Genomic DNA, 16182 nt, shown 5'->3' on the forward strand with positions numbered 1-16182 from the left:
TCGTCGCCGCCCACACTCGCCAGCGGCCCTCATCTGCGCACAATTCCGTGTTCGTCGGACCTTTCGGGGACGGAGCGGTACCGCAGCACGCATCAGCCATCGGAACGGTCCCCATGGCGCCCGTCCATCAGCGGGTTCGTGCACAAGCGGACGTCATGGCCGGTCTCGGCCAGCAGACGCTCCGATGCCAGCAGTACCTCGCGGAGCTCGGGCCGGGCGATCGAGTAGAACACCTGGCGGCGCTCGGCCGGCCGGTCGATCACCAGGCCACAGTCACGTAGACATGCGAGGTGGTTCGACACATTCGGCTGCGACGTCCCCACCGCCGCCACCAGATCTGTGACCCGTCGTTCACCCCCGAGCAACTCCAGCAAGATCGACAAACGGACCGGGTCGCTCAGTCCATGGAACAGGCGGGCGGCTACTGCGATCTCCAGACGGTCCGACGCGATCTCCATATCCTCAGTATTGCCCGCGACTGATGACATCTGCAACCGGTGATGTCCCTCAGGTTTGAGTCTGGAAGATCACACGCTCCGCCGGGTCCGGCGATACCCGCAAGCACGGCATTGTCGCCGGTTCATGGCGCCGTGACATCGACCTCGGCAACGAACACCACTTGGTCGAACTCGCCGAAGCGGGCCGTAACGATCAACGTCCATTTGCCAGGGAGCGGGAAGTTCGCTTCGTTCGTCGTGACATGGTTCGGTCCGGCGGGCACGGTCGGGATCTCGATCGGGCCGACCTGTTGATCGGCCAACTCTGCGGTCACGGTGATCTCGTCGGCCGGCTCACCGACGCCATCTGCAGAGAAAATGGTGACGTGCATCGTCGTGCCACCGGTGACCGACGGCAGCAGGTCGATCTGGACGCTGAGGTCGTCGCGCACGGCGGTGACCGTGACGTCGACAGCATCGACGGCCGTCGCTTGCCTCGGTGGGGTGGCTCCTGTGAGGCCTGCCGTCGCGATCAGGACCAGGACCATGCCAGCAACTTCGACCGAGACCGTGCGTCGTACCACCGACCCGATCGGTACCGGCGCGGCGGCGCCGACGCTTTCGAGTGTGGCTGGCGCAGGCTCCGATAGGGCAGCGGGGTGGCGGACGAGACGTCGGGCGACCACCGCGGCGGTCACGACGATCGTGACCACGACGAGCTTGACGATGAGCCAGCGTCCGTAGCTCGACTCGGTGATCGCGCCGATGTCGCCGACTTGGCGCCAACCGTTGAAGGCGCCGGTGATGGCGAGTGCAACGACGGCGCCCAGCGCGAACGGAGAGAAGCGCACGGCGGTCGACACGGTCTGGTTGCGTTCGACGCCAAAAACAACCAGGCAGAGACCGCCGATCCACAGCGCCATCGCGCCGAGGTGGCCGACCGTCGCCGCCAACGCGACGGCGACGTAGCGACTCGACATCGAATGGCCGCCGGCGGCGACAACCCCGAACAGTCCGGTGACCGCCACGACGGCGACCGCCCGTGTCGCACGCCGCACCAGGGTGTGCCGCCACGGAACCAAGATCGTCAGCGCCGCAACCAGCATGAGACGCAACACCCACCAGCGGCCCGACCTGGTGTCGGCCACCGCTGCCCAGTCAGCGAACGACGAACCGATGACGTGAGCTTGTGCGCCGATCATCACGACCGTGCCTGCCATCGCGATGTAGGCGCCGATGAACGCGACGTTGCCGACTCGGCGCGACGGCAAGCAGCCCGGAGCCAGCAACGCCGACGCGCCAAGCACCCCGACAAGCACCGCCATGCCGGCGTAGCTCGCGAATCGGCCTGCGCCAAGCCATGTTCCGCTGCTCACTGCGCCGGTGGCATCGGCGTCGCTGAGATCGACGATCAGTTCGTCGACCTCTCCGCTCGTCGCCCCGACGCTGAACACGAATGCGCCATTGATCGGGTGCGAGTCGGCAGAGACGGCCGACCAGACGACCACATAGCTGCCGTCCGCGAGCGACTCGGTGATCGGCGCACTGATCGTGTCCGCACCAAGATCCTGCGTGATCGGCCCGAGCGGGACGGCCGTCCCTTCGGCATCGACAACCCGGAGCGCGTCTTCGGTGGGATCGACAGCCTCGGTGAAGGTGAGCACGATCTCGGTCGGTGCGACATCGAACACGCTCTCGGCGGGTGGGTCCGACGTTGCCAAGTCGGCGTGAGCGCTCACCGCGCCAGGTGCCGCCAGCACCACGAACCCGGCAACGAGCCCAGCGAAAGCCAGACGGCCCCAACGCCTCATCGATCGACTCTGCCGCTCGAGGCGCGTACGAGGCTCCGAACTCCGCCCGGGACACTCCGGGAATCCTTCACGTGGGCGACGTCCATGCCACAGGGCGTAGCGTTGCACGACCAGCGGGTTGCCGTGGTTCGCTCAAGCGGATTGTCGCCCGTAGGAGGCGCCGACCATCGCATCCGATGTCATTGTTTGGCGCGTCTGATCTGCCATGTGGCAATGCCGCCGATCACGAGCAAACCGGCGACGACCAACGCAAACACCACGGAACCGGCGGCGGAGTCCGAGGACTCTTCGGAAGCCAGAGTGAGATCGGTGGTGGGCGATTCGATCGGGGCCGCGTCGGATCGGTCGGGCGTGCTCACCTGTGCCGCCGTGGTCGCGGGTCCGGCGGCGACCCCAACGGTGGTAGTCGGAGGCGATGTGGTCGTGATTGTCGTCGTCGGTGCGGTGTGAGGCTGGTCGGTGATCGACGGTGGGTTCGTCCCGGGCGGGCTCGTGGTCGGGGACGTTGTTGCGACCGGTCCGACCAGCCGCATTGCGGGTGCCGGCTCGTCGAGATCGTCGCCCGAGCCGTCGGTCGGAATGTCGATCCAGCGGATCTCGCCGGTCTCGCATCGTTGCACGAACGGGAAGTAGACCGTCGTATCGGGGGTGTGTGGGAGGGTCATCCGGACACGGAACGTGAGTGGTCGATCGTCGGGAAGTGGGCCGCCTTCGAACGTGACGACGCGCTCGCTGACGTCAGCGGTCCAGCCGTCGGGCGGCTCGGGGACGATCGCCCTTGCGCCGTCGGGAACGCGCATGTCGAGGCTCACCGTTGCGGAGCCGTCGCAGCCATGCTCGACGGTGAAGCCCACCGAGACGGTGCTGCCCGCTTGGGCCTCGGTCGGGTCGGGATCGATGTGGGCAGCTGCGACGCTCGAGACGGAGGTGACCGCTGCGATGACGCCGAGCGAAGTGAGGAGGAGTCGACGGATGTAAGAAGGGTTCACGTCTAGGTGCTCGCTGTCGAAGTTGTCGGGGGCGATACGAGGGATAGGGGAAGAAGCGATGAGCCGGACAAGCGGCTCGTCGGCTGGCCGGCGTCCGCGTCAGGATCGGGCCCGCATGTCGACGCCACCATGTTCGCTTGATTGCAGTTCATGAACGTACTGGTGTCGCGCTGCCCGGTCGGAGTTCCCTGCGCCACCAGAACGCCACCGAACCGCAGGGGGGTGCAACCCTCATGATCCGCTGGGTCGTGGACCGAGGTGACAAGGCGAGGCACCCGAGTAGTCGGCGTCATCCCGGCGCGGCACACTGGTCAATGTGATCGAGGTCGCCAGCGTTGCATCAGTCACCCACGTCCTGGGTCCCCGGAACACGGACGCCGCCGGCGTTGTCGGTCCGATTGGCGCCATCCGTCGGTGGCTCGCCCGAGCGCTGACTGCCTGCGCTGCACAAGCGCACAGCGGCGTCAGGCAGGTAGCAGGATGAACCGTACGGCGACGCGTCCGTCGGATTCGGTGGACCACGATGTGGAACTCGACGAGCAGACCCTCTCCGATGAGGCCCTTCGTCGGATTCTGACCGGCATGGCCGTCGCTGTGGTCGCGATCATGGCCGCCGTCGTGTTTATCGCCGGGGCACGATGGGCTGCCGCCGACACGAGCGAGGAGCCGTACGGCAACGCCGACATTGGGTTCCTCCAGGACATGGTCGACCATCACGAGCAGGCACTGCAGATCTCCGAGATCTACCTCGACAACAACCCCGACGGTGACGCCGCGCCGTACGCCCGAGAGGTGATCCTGTTCCAAGAACGCGACATCGAACGAATGGATGCATGGCTCGACGAGGCCGGTGTCGAACGCGGCGCCCCCGGCCGCACCGCGATGGCATGGATGGGCATGCCCGTCGCCCTGGAACAGATGCCCGGCATGCAAACGTCGGCTCGGCTCGCCGCACTCGAGGCGAGCACCGGACCGCAGGCGGACCGGCTCTTCTTCGACATCATGTCGGACCACCACCTCGGTGGAGTCCACATGGCCGACAGTGCCGCATCTCGCGCCAGACGATCCGAAATCAGGGAGTTCGCATCGAAGATGGCCGACAACCAACGCATCGAGGTCGTCGAATACGACCAGGCGATCCGGCGCCTGGGACTGTGACGGACGCAGTACGCCGACATTCTCCGCTGTTCGACCGTCCGGTCAGACACGGAACCTGATCGTGATCGCGATGTCATAGCGCGCCGGAGAGCACGGCGAATGCGACGAAGCCCGCCAGCACGGCCCAGACCGAGGCCCGCGACTCGTCGTCGCCCTCGTGGGCCTCTTCGACCAGGTCCTCGACCACCGCGACGACGAACAACCCGGCGGTGATCACAAGCGCAGCGAACTGCCAACTATCCGGACCTCCCCGAAGTGCCAGGTATGCCACCGTCGCGCCGGCCAGTGCCGGCAAGGCGAACGACATGCTGATCAGCATCCGCCGCGAACGGCTCACGCCATTGGATCGGAACGTCAGCACCGACGCAGCGCCTTCGGGCACATCGGCGAGCACTTGCCCCAAAGCGAGTGTCAAGCCGACAGAGGTGCCGACCGACGCTCCCGCGCCGATCATCAGTCCGTCGCCGAACAGATCGGCGCCGACCGCTACGTAGATCATCCACATCCGACTCTTCCCGGCCGGCACCAATCGGGCCACGCCGGCACGGATCAGCACGTACAGCGCACCGCCGACGGTGAAGGCAGCTGCGATCTGCCAGCGATCGAGGACGCCGACTGCTTCGGGCATGATCTCCAGCGCCACCACGGCGATGACGACGCCGATCGCCATGTGCAACATCAGGTTGCGCCACCGAGCGGCCTGCGGCACGACCTCGACGAGGAGGCCGCCCGCGACATTGCCGGCCGCCGGGAGCAATGCCAGCAGCATGACCGTGATCATTCGAGCGTCCGCCCGCATCCGGTGCTCGAAGCTGGTTCTCGGCAGGTGCGCCGTCGAGGCCTCGCTGGCACGACTCGCATCGGACTCCGACAAGTATGTCGGTCACAGTGGAGTCGTGTTGCACCGTCCAGATTGCGACACGACAAGCTCCGGATCACAACGCCGGCTCCGGTCGCGACGGGTAGCGGCTGCCCGTCAGGAGGCCGTCGGCACGCTCACTGCGGCGAGCGGCTCGCAGGAACAACCAGATGGCAGTCGCGAGATAGACGGGACCGGCGGTCAGCATCACCGCCCCACCGAAGTTCAGGTCGCCGACCGGTGTCAGCCCCCACGGCTCGGTGGTGTCGAGATATGCGTCGTACAGCGGGACGCGGCTGAAGATGAACAGTGCACCGCCCCATGCGCCGGTCAAGAACGCCGGGGCGACGAGACCCGCTCCGATGAAGCCGTTGCGTCGGACCCGTCGACCGAAGATCGTCGCCCAGAACAGCAGCGCTCCACCCAGGAATGTCGCATGCTGCAGGCTGTGGATCAGATCGGAACGGACCGCTGCGTCGTAGAGCCGCGGTGCATGCCACACCCAGAACGACGCGAGGAACACGAGGAGCACCACCGTCGTCAGCGTGACGTCACTCGACGGCTGCGATCGAACCACGGCCCGCCGCATCGTCCGACTGACCGGAGACCACCATCGGCGTGGCAGACCGCGCACGATCACGACCGATGGGCGGCCCAGAACGAGCAACGGCGCCGCGACCACGGCGAGCAACTCGTGCTGGACCATGTGACCCGAGAACAGGGCGGAACCCAATGCATCGACGGGGGATTCGAGCGCCAACCAACAGACCAGCAAACCAGCGTAGAACGCTCCTGCGCGCCCCACAGTGGCGACCCGAACGCCCCGCGGAACCGATCTCCAGCGGCGGAACCCACGCCCGTACAGCCAGCCGGACAGAATCAAGGCGTTGTACACGACGGGATCGAGTCCCCACGACGACCACAGGTCGTGGGGCACGATCGGCTGACCGGTGTGCGCCAACAGGGGTCCCATGCCGGTGGGCATACCCGGCGGGGCATCTTCTCAATACCCCTGAGCGTCGCGGCGCCACGCGGGCTGAGACGTCATGACGTACGCGTCGCCGATGATGTATCGAACAACTGTGGCGATCGCTGTCACCCGCGATGTACTTCGGCACGCGCCGCGGCGTGTCGCGGCGCCCGGTGTCGCTCGTCATGACCCGGGAGCCCGCCAACCGCCTCGAGATCACTGAGGCTGCGTTCCAAAGAGTCGTTGCAGTGCGACGAATGCCTGCGGCGCGTTCGGTCGGGGGTCGCCGGACAGGGAGCGATGTGATCTCCGTACCGCTGGGCTTGACCGACGTATCGGCCGCTCGACGAGGTGGCGGTGCTCGGATGGCGCGACGACACTCTGATCAGCCGCTGAGGTCATGGCCGGATCTGACCGGTGGTCGACGTCGGTTCGGGTCGGGTTCCAACGACGAGGTAGGTCGCCCCAGCGAGGCGTTCGACGTAGATGGCCTCGTCGGTGTTGGCTTGGACCGCCTCCCACGGACGGTGGTTCCGGTAGTCGTCGGACACGCCGAAGACCCGGTTCATTGCTGACCCGACCCGGATGAGCCACTCGGGCCAACGGTCCGGGTTGCGAAGGCCGGTCGTGGCGATCCGCCCTGCCGGGGCGAGCGTCTTGATGTATCGGCCGATGACCTGGTGGTAGTCGGGGAGCATCTCGATGGCGAACGTCGAGATCACAGCGTCGGGTTCGCGCAGTGGTTGATAGGTGGCGATGTCGTGTTCGATGAGTTCGACGTTGCTGATTCGATGCCGCTCGAGGTGGCGTCGGGCTCGAGCGAGCATGCCTGGGGAGATGTCGACTCCGATCACGTGGCCGGTCGGACCGACAGCGGCGGAGAGGTGGGGGAGATTCCAGCCGGTGCCGGTCCCGAGGTCGATGACGGTGTCGCCGGCGTCCAGGTGGAGCTCCTCGACGGCGCGGCGGGCGAGGCGGCGACCGCCGATCAGAACGTATGGTGCGGCGGCGATGTCCTAGAAGGGGGCGACGCGGTCGTATAACCTGCGCACGCCGACAGGGTCGAGCACGCCGGTCTCGGACTGATCGTCGTTGGCGCGCTTGACGGTCGCGACGATGGCAGCTGTTCCCGCTGCGACGGTGGCTGCGACTGCGATCGGTTTCGCCAATCGCCAGATGGAGATCACCACATGGTCTCGTGGCAGCGCTTGTAGATATCGGAGCGTGCCTGGAATGCCCTCGGAGCGATCACCTCGGGCCGCCTTTCAGCGTGGAGGCGATGTGGGGGGCAAGGGTTGTGGCGATGTCGTCGGGGAGTGTGGCGGTTTCGGTGAGGCCCATGGTGGTTCGGCCGGTGTTGCCGGCGGGGTATTTCCCGGCAAGTGATCCAGGGCCGGCGACCGCGAGGCGCAAGACTTGCCCGATGAACTCTCGGCGGTCGCGTTGGGTGATCGCAATACGGAGCATGGCGAGATGCACGCGGACGTGTGGCCACGCCCACGGCTGGGAGAGCAGGTGGGCTCGTTCGAGCGGTGGCCACGGGTCGTCGCTCGTTCGTGCGTTGGCCAGCTCGTTGTCGAGGAGGACGCCGATCTCGGCGGGGATCCGCCAGCGGGAGTGGTCAGCCATCGTTGGTGCTCCGAATTCAGAGTGAGAGGGTGCTCGCATGAGGTGTTCGTCGGGATGGGGTCATCGGCTGATGGTGAGGATGCGGCGGGACAGTCTGCCGGGCCGGACAACGGAATGGAACTCGGCGGGCCGATCGGGTCACTCCTACAACATGGTCTGCCGCGTTGCAAGCGAATTGCTGTCGGCGACCCTCGACCAGGAGGCGAGCCTGGAGGAGGGTCGACGGGCGAACACCCATCTCGGCTCGTGTGCCGCGTGTCGTTCGTGGTGGGCCGAGATCGGCATCGTGAACCGCCACCTGAGAGCGCGGCCTGCGGAGACGGCGCCGGTCCTCTCGACCAAGGTGTTGGCACGCGTCTCGCCGCCCCGACCCGGTCGGGATGACTGGATTCGATACGCATTGGGAGCGGTAGCCGCGACCGAGTTGGCACTGGCACTGCCCGGCGTGCTGCTCTGGCAAGGTTGGGCCTCGATTCATGGCGGTCGACACATCCGACCCGATCCGCCACGGCCCCGGTTGACGTTGCCCAGGAGGCGAGTTTCGCCGTGAGTCCGACCATTTCCGATGAAGACCGACAGCAGAATGATTGTGAGAACCAGATGACCACCTCCACCCAACTGACGTGTCGCGTCGTTCTGCGCGACCGCGAGCCGGCCGGCGACGCCACCCCGCACGTTCGGGGGTTCTCATCGTGAGCAAGAACCTTCGAGTGACGTTGGGCCTGGTCGTCTTGGCCGGCATTACGCTCCTGGTCGCGGCGTCGGTGGGCGGTGACGCCGACACCGCACCGATCGACGACACAAACGATGCGCTCGTCAGGCCCGACAGTCAACGTCTGTCGGTCGCGGACGACGACCGGGTCACGTTCGTTGAGTTCTTGGACTTTGAGTGCGAGGCATGTCGCGCGGCGTACCCAGCCGTCGAGGAACTCCGAAGTATGTACGACGGTCGCGTGACGTTCGTCGTTCGCTACTTCCCGCTGCACAGGAACTCGGAGGCTGCTTCACGCGCTGCCGAAGCGGCCGCGGCGCAGGACCGCTTCGAGGACATGTACCGCAAGCTCTTCGAAACCCAAGCCACGTGGGGCGAGCAGAGCACCTCGCAGGAGGACGTGTTCTTCGGCTTCGCCGAAGAGTTGGGGCTCGACATGGACGAGTTCCGCGCTGTGTACGACGACGAGGCCACGATCGACAAGATCCAGCGTGACCAGGCCGACGGCGAGGCACTCGGCGTGACCGGTACCCCAACGTTTTTCTTGAACGGCGACAAGGTCGAGGCCGGCAGCTTCCAGGACTTGATCGACCTCATCGACACAGCACTCGACCAGTGACGCATGTCGGTCGCTTCTCGCCCACTCACGTAGTCACCGGCAACGGCGCGTGGCGTTGGCCGAGCGCTCGGCGCTCGGCGCGAATGGTGCCCGGATCTCAGCGATGATTCAGATGCGATCGCCCAGGATTGGTCGAAACACCAACGGTCCAGGCGACCCTGTCGCGACGGCCCAGCCTTCGCATGAGGAGCGCTCCTCGACTGCGATACAGAGGCGTCTGGTCGCGGTGTATCTGGTCGCAGGCGGCGTCGGCTTCGTTGCTGCCTTCGTGCTCTTGCTTGAGCGGATCGCACTCCTCAAGGATCCGAGCTACGTCCCGTCCTGCAGTATCAATCCGATTCTCAGCTGCGGGTCGGTGATGAAGACCAGCCAGGCCGAGGTGTTCGGCTTCCCGAACCCGATCATCGGGATCGTCGGATTCGCGATCGTCGTGACGGTCGGAGCGGTCATCGCGGCTGGCGCGCAACTGGCGAGGTGGTTCTGGTGGTCGCTGTGGGTCGGTGCCGCTGGCGCAGTCGTGTTCGTGCATTGGTTGATCTTCCAAAGCCTGTACCGAATCGGGGCCCTCTGTCCCTACTGCATGATCGTGTGGGTCGTCACGATCCCGGTCTTCTGGTACACGACGTTGTATCTCACACGAATCTGCACTCTCCGAGAACAGGCTGATCGGATCGCACGCCACGCGAGCGACTATCACACTGTGGTCGTCACCGTGTGGTATCTGACCCTCACAGCGCTCATCGCCGAGCGATTCTGGGACTACTGGATTACCGTTCTGCCATGACGGCGCAAATGACGCATCCGGATCGAAATCGCGAGTCGCCTGTTGGTCGAATCGGTTCGAACCGGCACGCGTGCCCGGTTCGAGCAGTCACACCGCCAGCCCGCCGGCTCGGCCGAGCGGACGGCGAGGCTCGGATCCCACGAGTGTGCAGACGCCCGCTGCCGACGGCAATGGCACATCCTCGGATCGGGCCGCGACTTGGAGGCCGGTGAACGCTCCGACATGGAACTCCGCTCACCTGTACGATCCAGCGACACGGCCGACGCTGTCGGCGAAACTCGGACAAGGCGACGAGTGCGCAACGTCGCCTTCGTCGCGCTCGCCGGACTGCTGCTCGCAGTCCTCTGGAGCGTGACCGCCGGTCTGCGCTCGCCGTCGCCGATCGATGATCTCCGGGTACGACTGCAGCGCAGCGACGTCGCATCATCCACACAGTTCTCCTACATCAGCGGCGGAACCCGAGTGGTGGATTGCACCATGCGCAATCTCCGATATGGCGGCATCACCGACCCCAGCGCCGGGCGAGTAGTCGCCTGGCTCGACGAGCAGCCCGATCTTGCTGGCGTCGTTGCGACGGCCGACAGCCGAGCGGTCCTGCTTCACCGCACACTCTTCGAGAATCCGGCGTTCGTCAGCGACTGGGTTTCGTTCCCCCGACCGCTCAGCGACGCCGACAGAGCCACGATCACCGAGATCGCCGGTCAGCCGCTAGGAGCTGATTTGATCGCACCGACGCCGCCCCCGGTTGCCCCGGACCTCGTCATCGCAGCTCTCGACGTTGCTGCAAGCGTGCAGTATCTCGGCTCCAGCGAGTTCGATGGACGACCCCTCGATGGCTACCGCATCGAGATCGACGCGGACCAACTCGATGAGATCGACGGGACCAGCGCGGCCTCGGAGCAACCTGGACCTCGACTCGTACCGCAGCTCGGGGTCTGGCTGACCGACGGCGACGTGGTCGCTCGGATCGAAGTGCGATCACAGAACCTCGACGGCACACTCGGCGCTGCCGAGAACGGATGGATTGTCGAGTATGAGTCGACCGATGCCAAACTTCGATCGCCCAACCCCGCCGATGTTCGCAACGTCGCAGCAGTCGACCGTTCGCAGCTTCGACCCTCCGCGTTGGAATGCGCGGTCCAGATGTGACAGAGCGGCTGCTGGACATGCAGCCGACCCGGCCCGTGTGCGCATCTCAGTGTTCTGTCGACATCACGAGCCGGCGGTTGCGAGGGTCATGGCCCCACCGGTGTCGACCCGTCACGCTGCACCGGATGCACGCGCGGTAGCGACCTTGATTCCTGTCGGCCACCGGAAGTCGATGCCGGACGTTCATCGTTCCTCGAGTGCCGGTCGGTCAGTCCTGACGATCCTCGAGCAGCAGCCGGAGATCGTGTTCCAGATCGTCGCTGGTCATGTCGGCGGTCCACGTGACGATGACGTCGCCGTTGTCATCGACGAGGTAGGTCTGGTCGGTGTGGCCGACGTCGGTGGTGGCGCCGGTGTGGTCGTGCTGGGTGTCGTAGGTGGCGCCGAACGCGTTGGTGAGTCGGCGAAGCTCTGATGAGTCTTCGGTTCGTAGCCCGATGCCGCGATCGACGAAGCCTCGGACGAAGGCGGTGAGCGTGTCGGGTGTGTCGCGGGTCGGGTCGACGGTGACCATCGCGACATCGACTGGTGCCGCTTGCTCGCCGAGTCGTTCGATGGCGTAGCGGACCTCAGCGAGGGCGGTTGGGCAGGCATCGGGGCAGTTCGTGAATCCGATGAACACGATCAGGAGGCCGCCGGGGCCGGCGCGCATCACAAATGGTTCACCGGAGGACGCGTTGTCGACGGTGAAGGTCCCGACGTGGGGGACCGGTTCGACCTGATAGCCGACCAGGGTCTCATCGTCATCACCACCACACGCAGCGAGTCCGGCCACGACGAGTACCACGGCGGTCAGGGTGCGGCTGATTCCGCTCCTGGAGTTGTTGGTTCGATTGATTGCTGTCGGCATGGCGGAACTCTGGGTCTGGTAGCGGTTGTCACTTCGTCTTGGGTTAGCTGTTGGGACGGAGCTACCAAAGAGCGAGCGTCAGGCCTGCGGCGTTGAAGCCGACGTGGATCGCAATTGGGAGGCCGAGCCGCCGGGTTCTCATTGCCGCGGCGCCGACGATGAGCGCGAAGACGGCGAGCCCAGGATACTCGACGGGTCGGAAGTGTACGATCGTGAACACGGCGGCGACGGTGATCCATCCCGCTACACGCGTTGTACTGGTCGTGACGGAGCGTTGGAGCAGCCCGCGATAGACGATCTCTTCGACGAGCGGAGCTCCGACGACGACGAGTAGCACCAGGACGACGATCGAGAATCCGCCGGCCCGGTCGACCAGGTCGGTCGCGTTGCGTTGCAGGCTGGCATCGTCGAACGCCGTCGGCCACAATGCCCGCAGCGGCACGTAGATCAGCGGGATGGCGATGAGTTGGATCGCGACACCCGTCGGGACGCCGATCAGGTCGATCGTGCGGAACGTGAGGCCAACGTCGTTGCGGATGTCGCCGGTGCCGAGCCGCCACGACGCTGCCCAGACAGCGATGCCGTACACACTCCAAGAGCCGACCATCGCGATCGCAAGGACCGGGATCGGGAGAGGATCATCGTGCCCGCTGGCGGCAATCACGACGGCGGCGACGACCTGAGCTGCCACCCACGCGGTCAGCCACGTGAGAACGCCGAGACCCCCCTTGGTCGGAAAGCGACCGGGTATTGTCGCCAGCGTCGCCCGGAGAATCGGGGCACGTCGATCTGTGCCGGCGAGACGTCCGTTGATGGTGTTGGCCGTTGCTCGTGCGATCCCCACGACGGCTGGTGTCACGATCGCGGCGAGCAAGGCGACGGCCAACACGTCTCCGGCATGCACACTCATCGGAGCGATGTGGTCATCGGCGTGACCGGCGTGCCTGTCCGGGTCTCGGGCTCCTGGTTGGCGAGGGAGACGCCAAACACGATGGCCGCGAGGACGATCAGGACGATCACGGCCCACGTCAGGAACTGCTGCGCCGGGTCGGCACTCTGAGTCCCTCGGCGTGTGTCGCCATCCGGCGCTATCTCGACCGGTTCATCGACGCTGCGGTCGTTGGAGTCGTCGTTGTCGGCAGGGGAGGATTCTTCTGACATGTGAGACGTGCCTAACCCATGTGGTGAGCGTCAGCAAGCGCCCCGAGCGTACGGGTACGGATTGACCGCGATCCCGCCAGCGGGGTGGACTTGGAGATGAAGGTGGTTCACCGTCGTGTTGCCAGTCATACCGACGTAGCCGATCACTTCGCCGCGCGACACCGAACGACTCGAGCCTTCCCATGAGCTGAGGTGGGCGTAGTAGTAGCGCGTGCCACTTGCTCCTTGCAACGACACCACATTTCCACCGAGTCGGTTCGTGCGAAAGGTCGCCGTTCCGGCTTCGACCGCGACGAGTGGTGTGCCACCGGCAGCGATCATGTCGACACCTTCATGGCTGCGTCCACCGGACCGTGCGGCACCCCACGTGTCGGAGAATCCGACCGCCCCGTCAACCGGACAGGCAAGCCCAGTTGACGTCGCCGCCTGGGGTGGCGACGTCGATCCGGACGAGTCGGCCGCAGGGGCGGTGCCTCCACCGTTGCTCGTCTCGCGTTCAGCCTGTTGCTGTGCGTCGCGTTCGGCTTGTTCTCGGGCTTCGCGTTCAGCCTGTTGCTGTGCGTCGCGTTCGGCTTGTTCTCGGGCTTCGCGTTCGGCTCGCTCCCGTGCGAGCGCGTGTTGGACCTCGGCGTCGCGGACGCGGTCTGCCTCGACCTCTTGGAGCCGCACGATCTCGGCTTCTGCGTCGGATCGAAGCCGTTCGAAGTCGTCCTGAGCGGCGACTTCTTCGGCGCGACGCTGTTCGAGTTCGGCGCGGGCGGCATCGAGATCGTCGATGCGCTGTTCGAAGTCGTCGACGTCGACGATCATCCCGCCAGTGGCGACGCTCGCCAGGACGGTCGCCGCCGCGTCGGTCGTCGCATCGCTGACCGATCCGAGCAACGGGTTCGCCGACACTCCGCCAGCGGTGTAGCGACGGACCGCCATCTCGCTCAGACTACTTCGCATGGCTACGACTTCGGCTTCGAGTGCGGTTACCCGCTTTGTCGCATCGGTGATCTCGGTGTGGAGTATGTCCAGGCGCAACTCAGCATCGAACAGGGCCTGCGCTGCAGCATCTGCACGATCGCGGGCCTCCTGAATCTCGCGGGCGGCTTCCTGAGCGGCCGGTCCGTCGTGATCAGCGTGGGCTACCCCGGCGGTCGCCGACACACCGGCGATCGCGACGAGCGCGGCAATCCGCCAGAAGTGTCGGGGTCGGGGCACGAGCAGGTACGTTACAGAATGATGACGGAAATCGGGCAGCAGCTCGTCGGGCGCAGCTTGCGAGGTCCGTCTTCGGCCATCGCAGTTGCCGGGTCGACCGGACTCGTGGCGTCGCGGCGCCCATGTCGAGCCGCTGGCGGGAACTTCGGCCCGTGGTCCGGCCACCTGTATTGGACGGGCCGACCGGCGGCCCCGATCGAGGAGCAGCAATTCGTGACAAACCGACCAGTGAGATCGATCGCCGCGGCGGCGCCCGTGCCGTGCTCGACCCGATGACAGTCTCTGGCTGGGTCGGCCCCACGCTGGTCGTGTTGTGGGCGCTGGGCGCAACTGTGGTCCTGGCCGGCTGTGGCGGGTCTGCAGCGTCCGACCTGCAGGGTGATGCCGCACGGGGAGCGACGCTGGCACGCGTTTTGGGCTGCGCCGCGTGTCATGGCGACGCCAACCACGACGCAGCGATCGGACCGTCGTGGGTCGGGTCGTGGGCCGACGATGTCGAACTGTCCGACGGCGACACGGTGAGGTTCGACGCCGAATATGTCGTGACGTCGGTGCGCGAGCCGGATCTGCAACGCCGAATCGGTGACTGGCGTCGTATGCCGGCATTTGGCGCCGATCAACTGACCGACGACGAGTTGAACGACATCGTCGCCTATTTGGAGACTCTCGGATGACCGAATCCGAGACGCACACAGATGTTGTTTCGCAGACGCCCGTCGTGGAAACGGTGGGTCCTGCCGACGTGAGGTCGCCTCGGCGGCAGGTGATCGCGATTGCGGTCGTTGCATTCCTCGTGCTCGGCGTCGGGCTGCTCGTCGGTTTCACCCGCGCGTCGTCGCAATCATCATCGGCATGGGTAAAACTCGCGACGCCGATCGAGATGCCGGAGGTCGTGCTGACCGACACCGACGGTCGGCCATATGACCTGCGCGATCAGACTGCGGGCCAGGTGACACTGCTGTACTTCGGGTATCTCAACTGTCCGGATGCGTGCCCGATCCACATGGCAGTGCTCGGTGCGACGTTCGACCAGCTCGAGCCCGACGTGCGCGCACAACTCAACGTCGTGTTCGTCACCACCGACCCCGAGCGCGACGGACCCGACGACCTCCGCGAGTTCCTCGACCGGTTCGACCCTGACTTCGTCGGACTCACCGGCTCGCAGGCCGAGCTACGCGAAGCACAGGTCGCGGCCGGAGTGCCCGTCGCCGTGGCCGAGCCCGCCGATCCGGACGGTGACTACCTCGTCGGCCACGCCACACAGGTGCTCGTGTTCGACACCGACGGCATCGCTCGCAGCGTGTACCCGTTCGGCGTCCGCCAGTCGGACTGGGTTGCGGATCTTTCGAAACTGGTCGACACATGAAGCCGGCTCGCACGTTCGCGTTCGTCGCTGCCAGCATGGTGTTGGCAGGCTGCGCGCAGACCGCCAACGCTCCCAGTGCTTTGACGGTCGAACGTGCCCGCATTGGCGCAACCCCGGCCGGTGCCGACGCGGCAGCGTATTTCGACATCCGGGCGGGTGGCGACGAGCGGCTGACCGGCGCCGCCACCGTCCTTTCGGCGCGCACCTCACTCCACGAGATGCGTGAGGTCGACGGCGGCGGCATCATGACCCCGGTCGAGGCGGTGGACCTGCCCGCCGGTGTCGTCGTGCGATTCGAGCCCTTCGGTGATCATGTGATGCTCGAGGACCTCGAACGTGATCTGCTGTCCGGCGACAAGGTGACGATCACCTTGTCATTCGCCGACCATGAGTCCGTCGAGGTCGAGGCCACGGTCGTCGACCTCATCGATCTTGCCGAGGAGAACCGTTGATCGACACCCACGAAGGACCCAGCAGCACCG

At 65.9% G+C, this 16182-nt stretch carries 18 protein-coding genes and 1 pseudogene; 8 read left to right on the plus strand and 11 right to left on the minus strand.

Annotation, left to right across the window (positions count from 1 at the left end; translation table 11 throughout):
- Positions 1 to 92 precede the first annotated feature (92 nt).
- The 3 genes from R8G01_16955 to R8G01_16965 all read right to left on the minus strand — a co-directional run bounded on the left by R8G01_16955 (position 93) and on the right by R8G01_16965 (position 3237).
- Complete coding sequence (locus tag R8G01_16955) at positions 93 to 488, minus strand: metalloregulator ArsR/SmtB family transcription factor (protein ID MDW3215692.1); 396 nt, start codon at positions 486 to 488, stop codon at positions 93 to 95.
- Between the two features lie 92 nt (positions 489 to 580).
- Positions 581 to 2248, minus strand: a complete 1668-nt coding sequence (locus R8G01_16960) for a copper resistance protein CopC (GenBank protein MDW3215693.1) — start codon at positions 2246 to 2248, stop codon at positions 581 to 583.
- A 179-nt stretch (positions 2249 to 2427) separates the two neighbouring features.
- Positions 2428 to 3237, minus strand: coding sequence for a DUF1775 domain-containing protein (locus R8G01_16965; GenBank protein ID MDW3215694.1), 810 nt, complete (start codon positions 3235 to 3237; stop codon positions 2428 to 2430).
- A 513-nt stretch (positions 3238 to 3750) separates the two neighbouring features.
- Between R8G01_16965 and R8G01_16970 the strand changes: the two genes are divergently transcribed.
- Positions 3751 to 4395 carry a DUF305 domain-containing protein gene (locus tag R8G01_16970; GenBank protein ID MDW3215695.1) on the plus strand — a complete coding sequence of 215 codons (645 nt, stop codon included), beginning with the start codon at positions 3751 to 3753 and terminating at the stop codon, positions 4393 to 4395.
- 73 nt (positions 4396 to 4468) lie between these two features.
- On the opposite strand, the gene R8G01_16975 is transcribed toward R8G01_16970, so the two are convergent.
- The 4 genes from R8G01_16975 to R8G01_16990 form a co-directional block, all read right to left on the minus strand.
- Positions 4469 to 5164, minus strand: coding sequence for a ZIP family metal transporter (locus R8G01_16975; GenBank protein ID MDW3215696.1), 696 nt, complete (start codon positions 5162 to 5164; stop codon positions 4469 to 4471).
- A 166-nt stretch (positions 5165 to 5330) separates the two neighbouring features.
- A complete protein-coding gene (locus tag R8G01_16980) occupies positions 5331 to 6227 on the minus strand; it encodes a cytochrome c oxidase assembly protein (protein MDW3215697.1) in 897 nt (298 codons plus the stop codon).
- Positions 6228 to 6622: 395 nt separating this feature from the next.
- Positions 6623 to 7237, minus strand: coding sequence for a class I SAM-dependent methyltransferase (locus tag R8G01_16985; GenBank protein MDW3215698.1), 615 nt, complete (start codon positions 7235 to 7237; stop codon positions 6623 to 6625).
- Between the two features lie 235 nt (positions 7238 to 7472).
- Positions 7473 to 7853: a DUF3703 domain-containing protein gene (locus tag R8G01_16990; protein ID MDW3215699.1), complete on the minus strand. Its 381-nt coding sequence runs from the start codon at positions 7851 to 7853 to the stop codon at positions 7473 to 7475.
- Positions 7854 to 8545: 692 nt separating this feature from the next.
- Between R8G01_16990 and R8G01_16995 the strand changes: the two genes are divergently transcribed.
- The 3 genes from R8G01_16995 (at position 8546) to R8G01_17005 (ending at position 11117) form a co-directional block, all read left to right on the plus strand.
- On the plus strand, positions 8546 to 9184 hold the full coding sequence (locus R8G01_16995) for a thioredoxin domain-containing protein (protein ID MDW3215700.1): 639 nt from the start codon (positions 8546 to 8548) through the stop codon (positions 9182 to 9184).
- 49 nt (positions 9185 to 9233) lie between these two features.
- On the plus strand, positions 9234 to 9968 hold the full coding sequence (locus R8G01_17000; protein MDW3215701.1) for a vitamin K epoxide reductase family protein: 735 nt from the start codon (positions 9234 to 9236) through the stop codon (positions 9966 to 9968).
- Between the two features lie 294 nt (positions 9969 to 10262).
- On the plus strand, positions 10263 to 11117 hold the full coding sequence (locus tag R8G01_17005; GenBank protein ID MDW3215702.1) for a hypothetical protein: 855 nt from the start codon (positions 10263 to 10265) through the stop codon (positions 11115 to 11117).
- Positions 11118 to 11325: 208 nt separating this feature from the next.
- On the opposite strand, the gene R8G01_17010 is transcribed toward R8G01_17005, so the two are convergent.
- The 4 genes and pseudogenes from R8G01_17010 to R8G01_17025 all read right to left on the minus strand — a co-directional run bounded on the left by R8G01_17010 (position 11326) and on the right by R8G01_17025 (position 13455).
- A complete protein-coding gene (locus tag R8G01_17010) occupies positions 11326 to 11967 on the minus strand; it encodes an SCO family protein (GenBank protein ID MDW3215703.1) in 642 nt (213 codons plus the stop codon).
- A gap of 61 nt (positions 11968 to 12028) precedes the next feature.
- Entirely contained in the window at positions 12029 to 12877 is an 849-nt protein-coding gene (locus R8G01_17015) for a type II CAAX endopeptidase family protein (GenBank protein MDW3215704.1), read from the minus strand.
- Positions 12874 to 13128 carry a hypothetical protein gene (locus tag R8G01_17020; GenBank protein ID MDW3215705.1) on the minus strand — a complete coding sequence of 85 codons (255 nt, stop codon included), beginning with the start codon at positions 13126 to 13128 and terminating at the stop codon, positions 12874 to 12876. The genes R8G01_17015 and R8G01_17020 overlap by 4 nt, the downstream gene beginning before the upstream one ends.
- A gap of 30 nt (positions 13129 to 13158) precedes the next feature.
- Positions 13159 to 13455 (minus strand): annotated as a pseudogene (locus R8G01_17025) (M23 family metallopeptidase).
- A 177-nt stretch (positions 13456 to 13632) separates the two neighbouring features.
- Here R8G01_17025 and R8G01_17030 point away from each other — a divergent pair.
- From R8G01_17030 to R8G01_17045, 4 genes are all read left to right on the plus strand, one after another.
- The gene (locus R8G01_17030; GenBank protein MDW3215706.1) at positions 13633 to 14610 is read left to right on the plus strand and encodes a hypothetical protein; all 978 of its coding nucleotides are present in this window, start codon (positions 13633 to 13635) and stop codon (positions 14608 to 14610) included.
- Positions 14607 to 15008 carry a cytochrome c gene (locus tag R8G01_17035; protein ID MDW3215707.1) on the plus strand — a complete coding sequence of 134 codons (402 nt, stop codon included), beginning with the start codon at positions 14607 to 14609 and terminating at the stop codon, positions 15006 to 15008. The genes R8G01_17030 and R8G01_17035 overlap by 4 nt, the downstream gene beginning before the upstream one ends.
- Before the next feature lie 89 nt (positions 15009 to 15097).
- Positions 15098 to 15700, plus strand: coding sequence for an SCO family protein (locus tag R8G01_17040; GenBank protein MDW3215708.1), 603 nt, complete (start codon positions 15098 to 15100; stop codon positions 15698 to 15700).
- A complete protein-coding gene (locus tag R8G01_17045) occupies positions 15697 to 16152 on the plus strand; it encodes a copper chaperone PCu(A)C (protein ID MDW3215709.1) in 456 nt (151 codons plus the stop codon). Before R8G01_17040 ends, R8G01_17045 begins: the two co-directional genes overlap by 4 nt.
- Positions 16153 to 16182: the final 30 nt, after the last annotated feature.

The sequence above is a fragment of the Ilumatobacteraceae bacterium genome, from assembly GCA_033344875.1.
Lineage (GTDB): Bacteria > Actinomycetota > Acidimicrobiia > Acidimicrobiales > Ilumatobacteraceae > Ilumatobacter.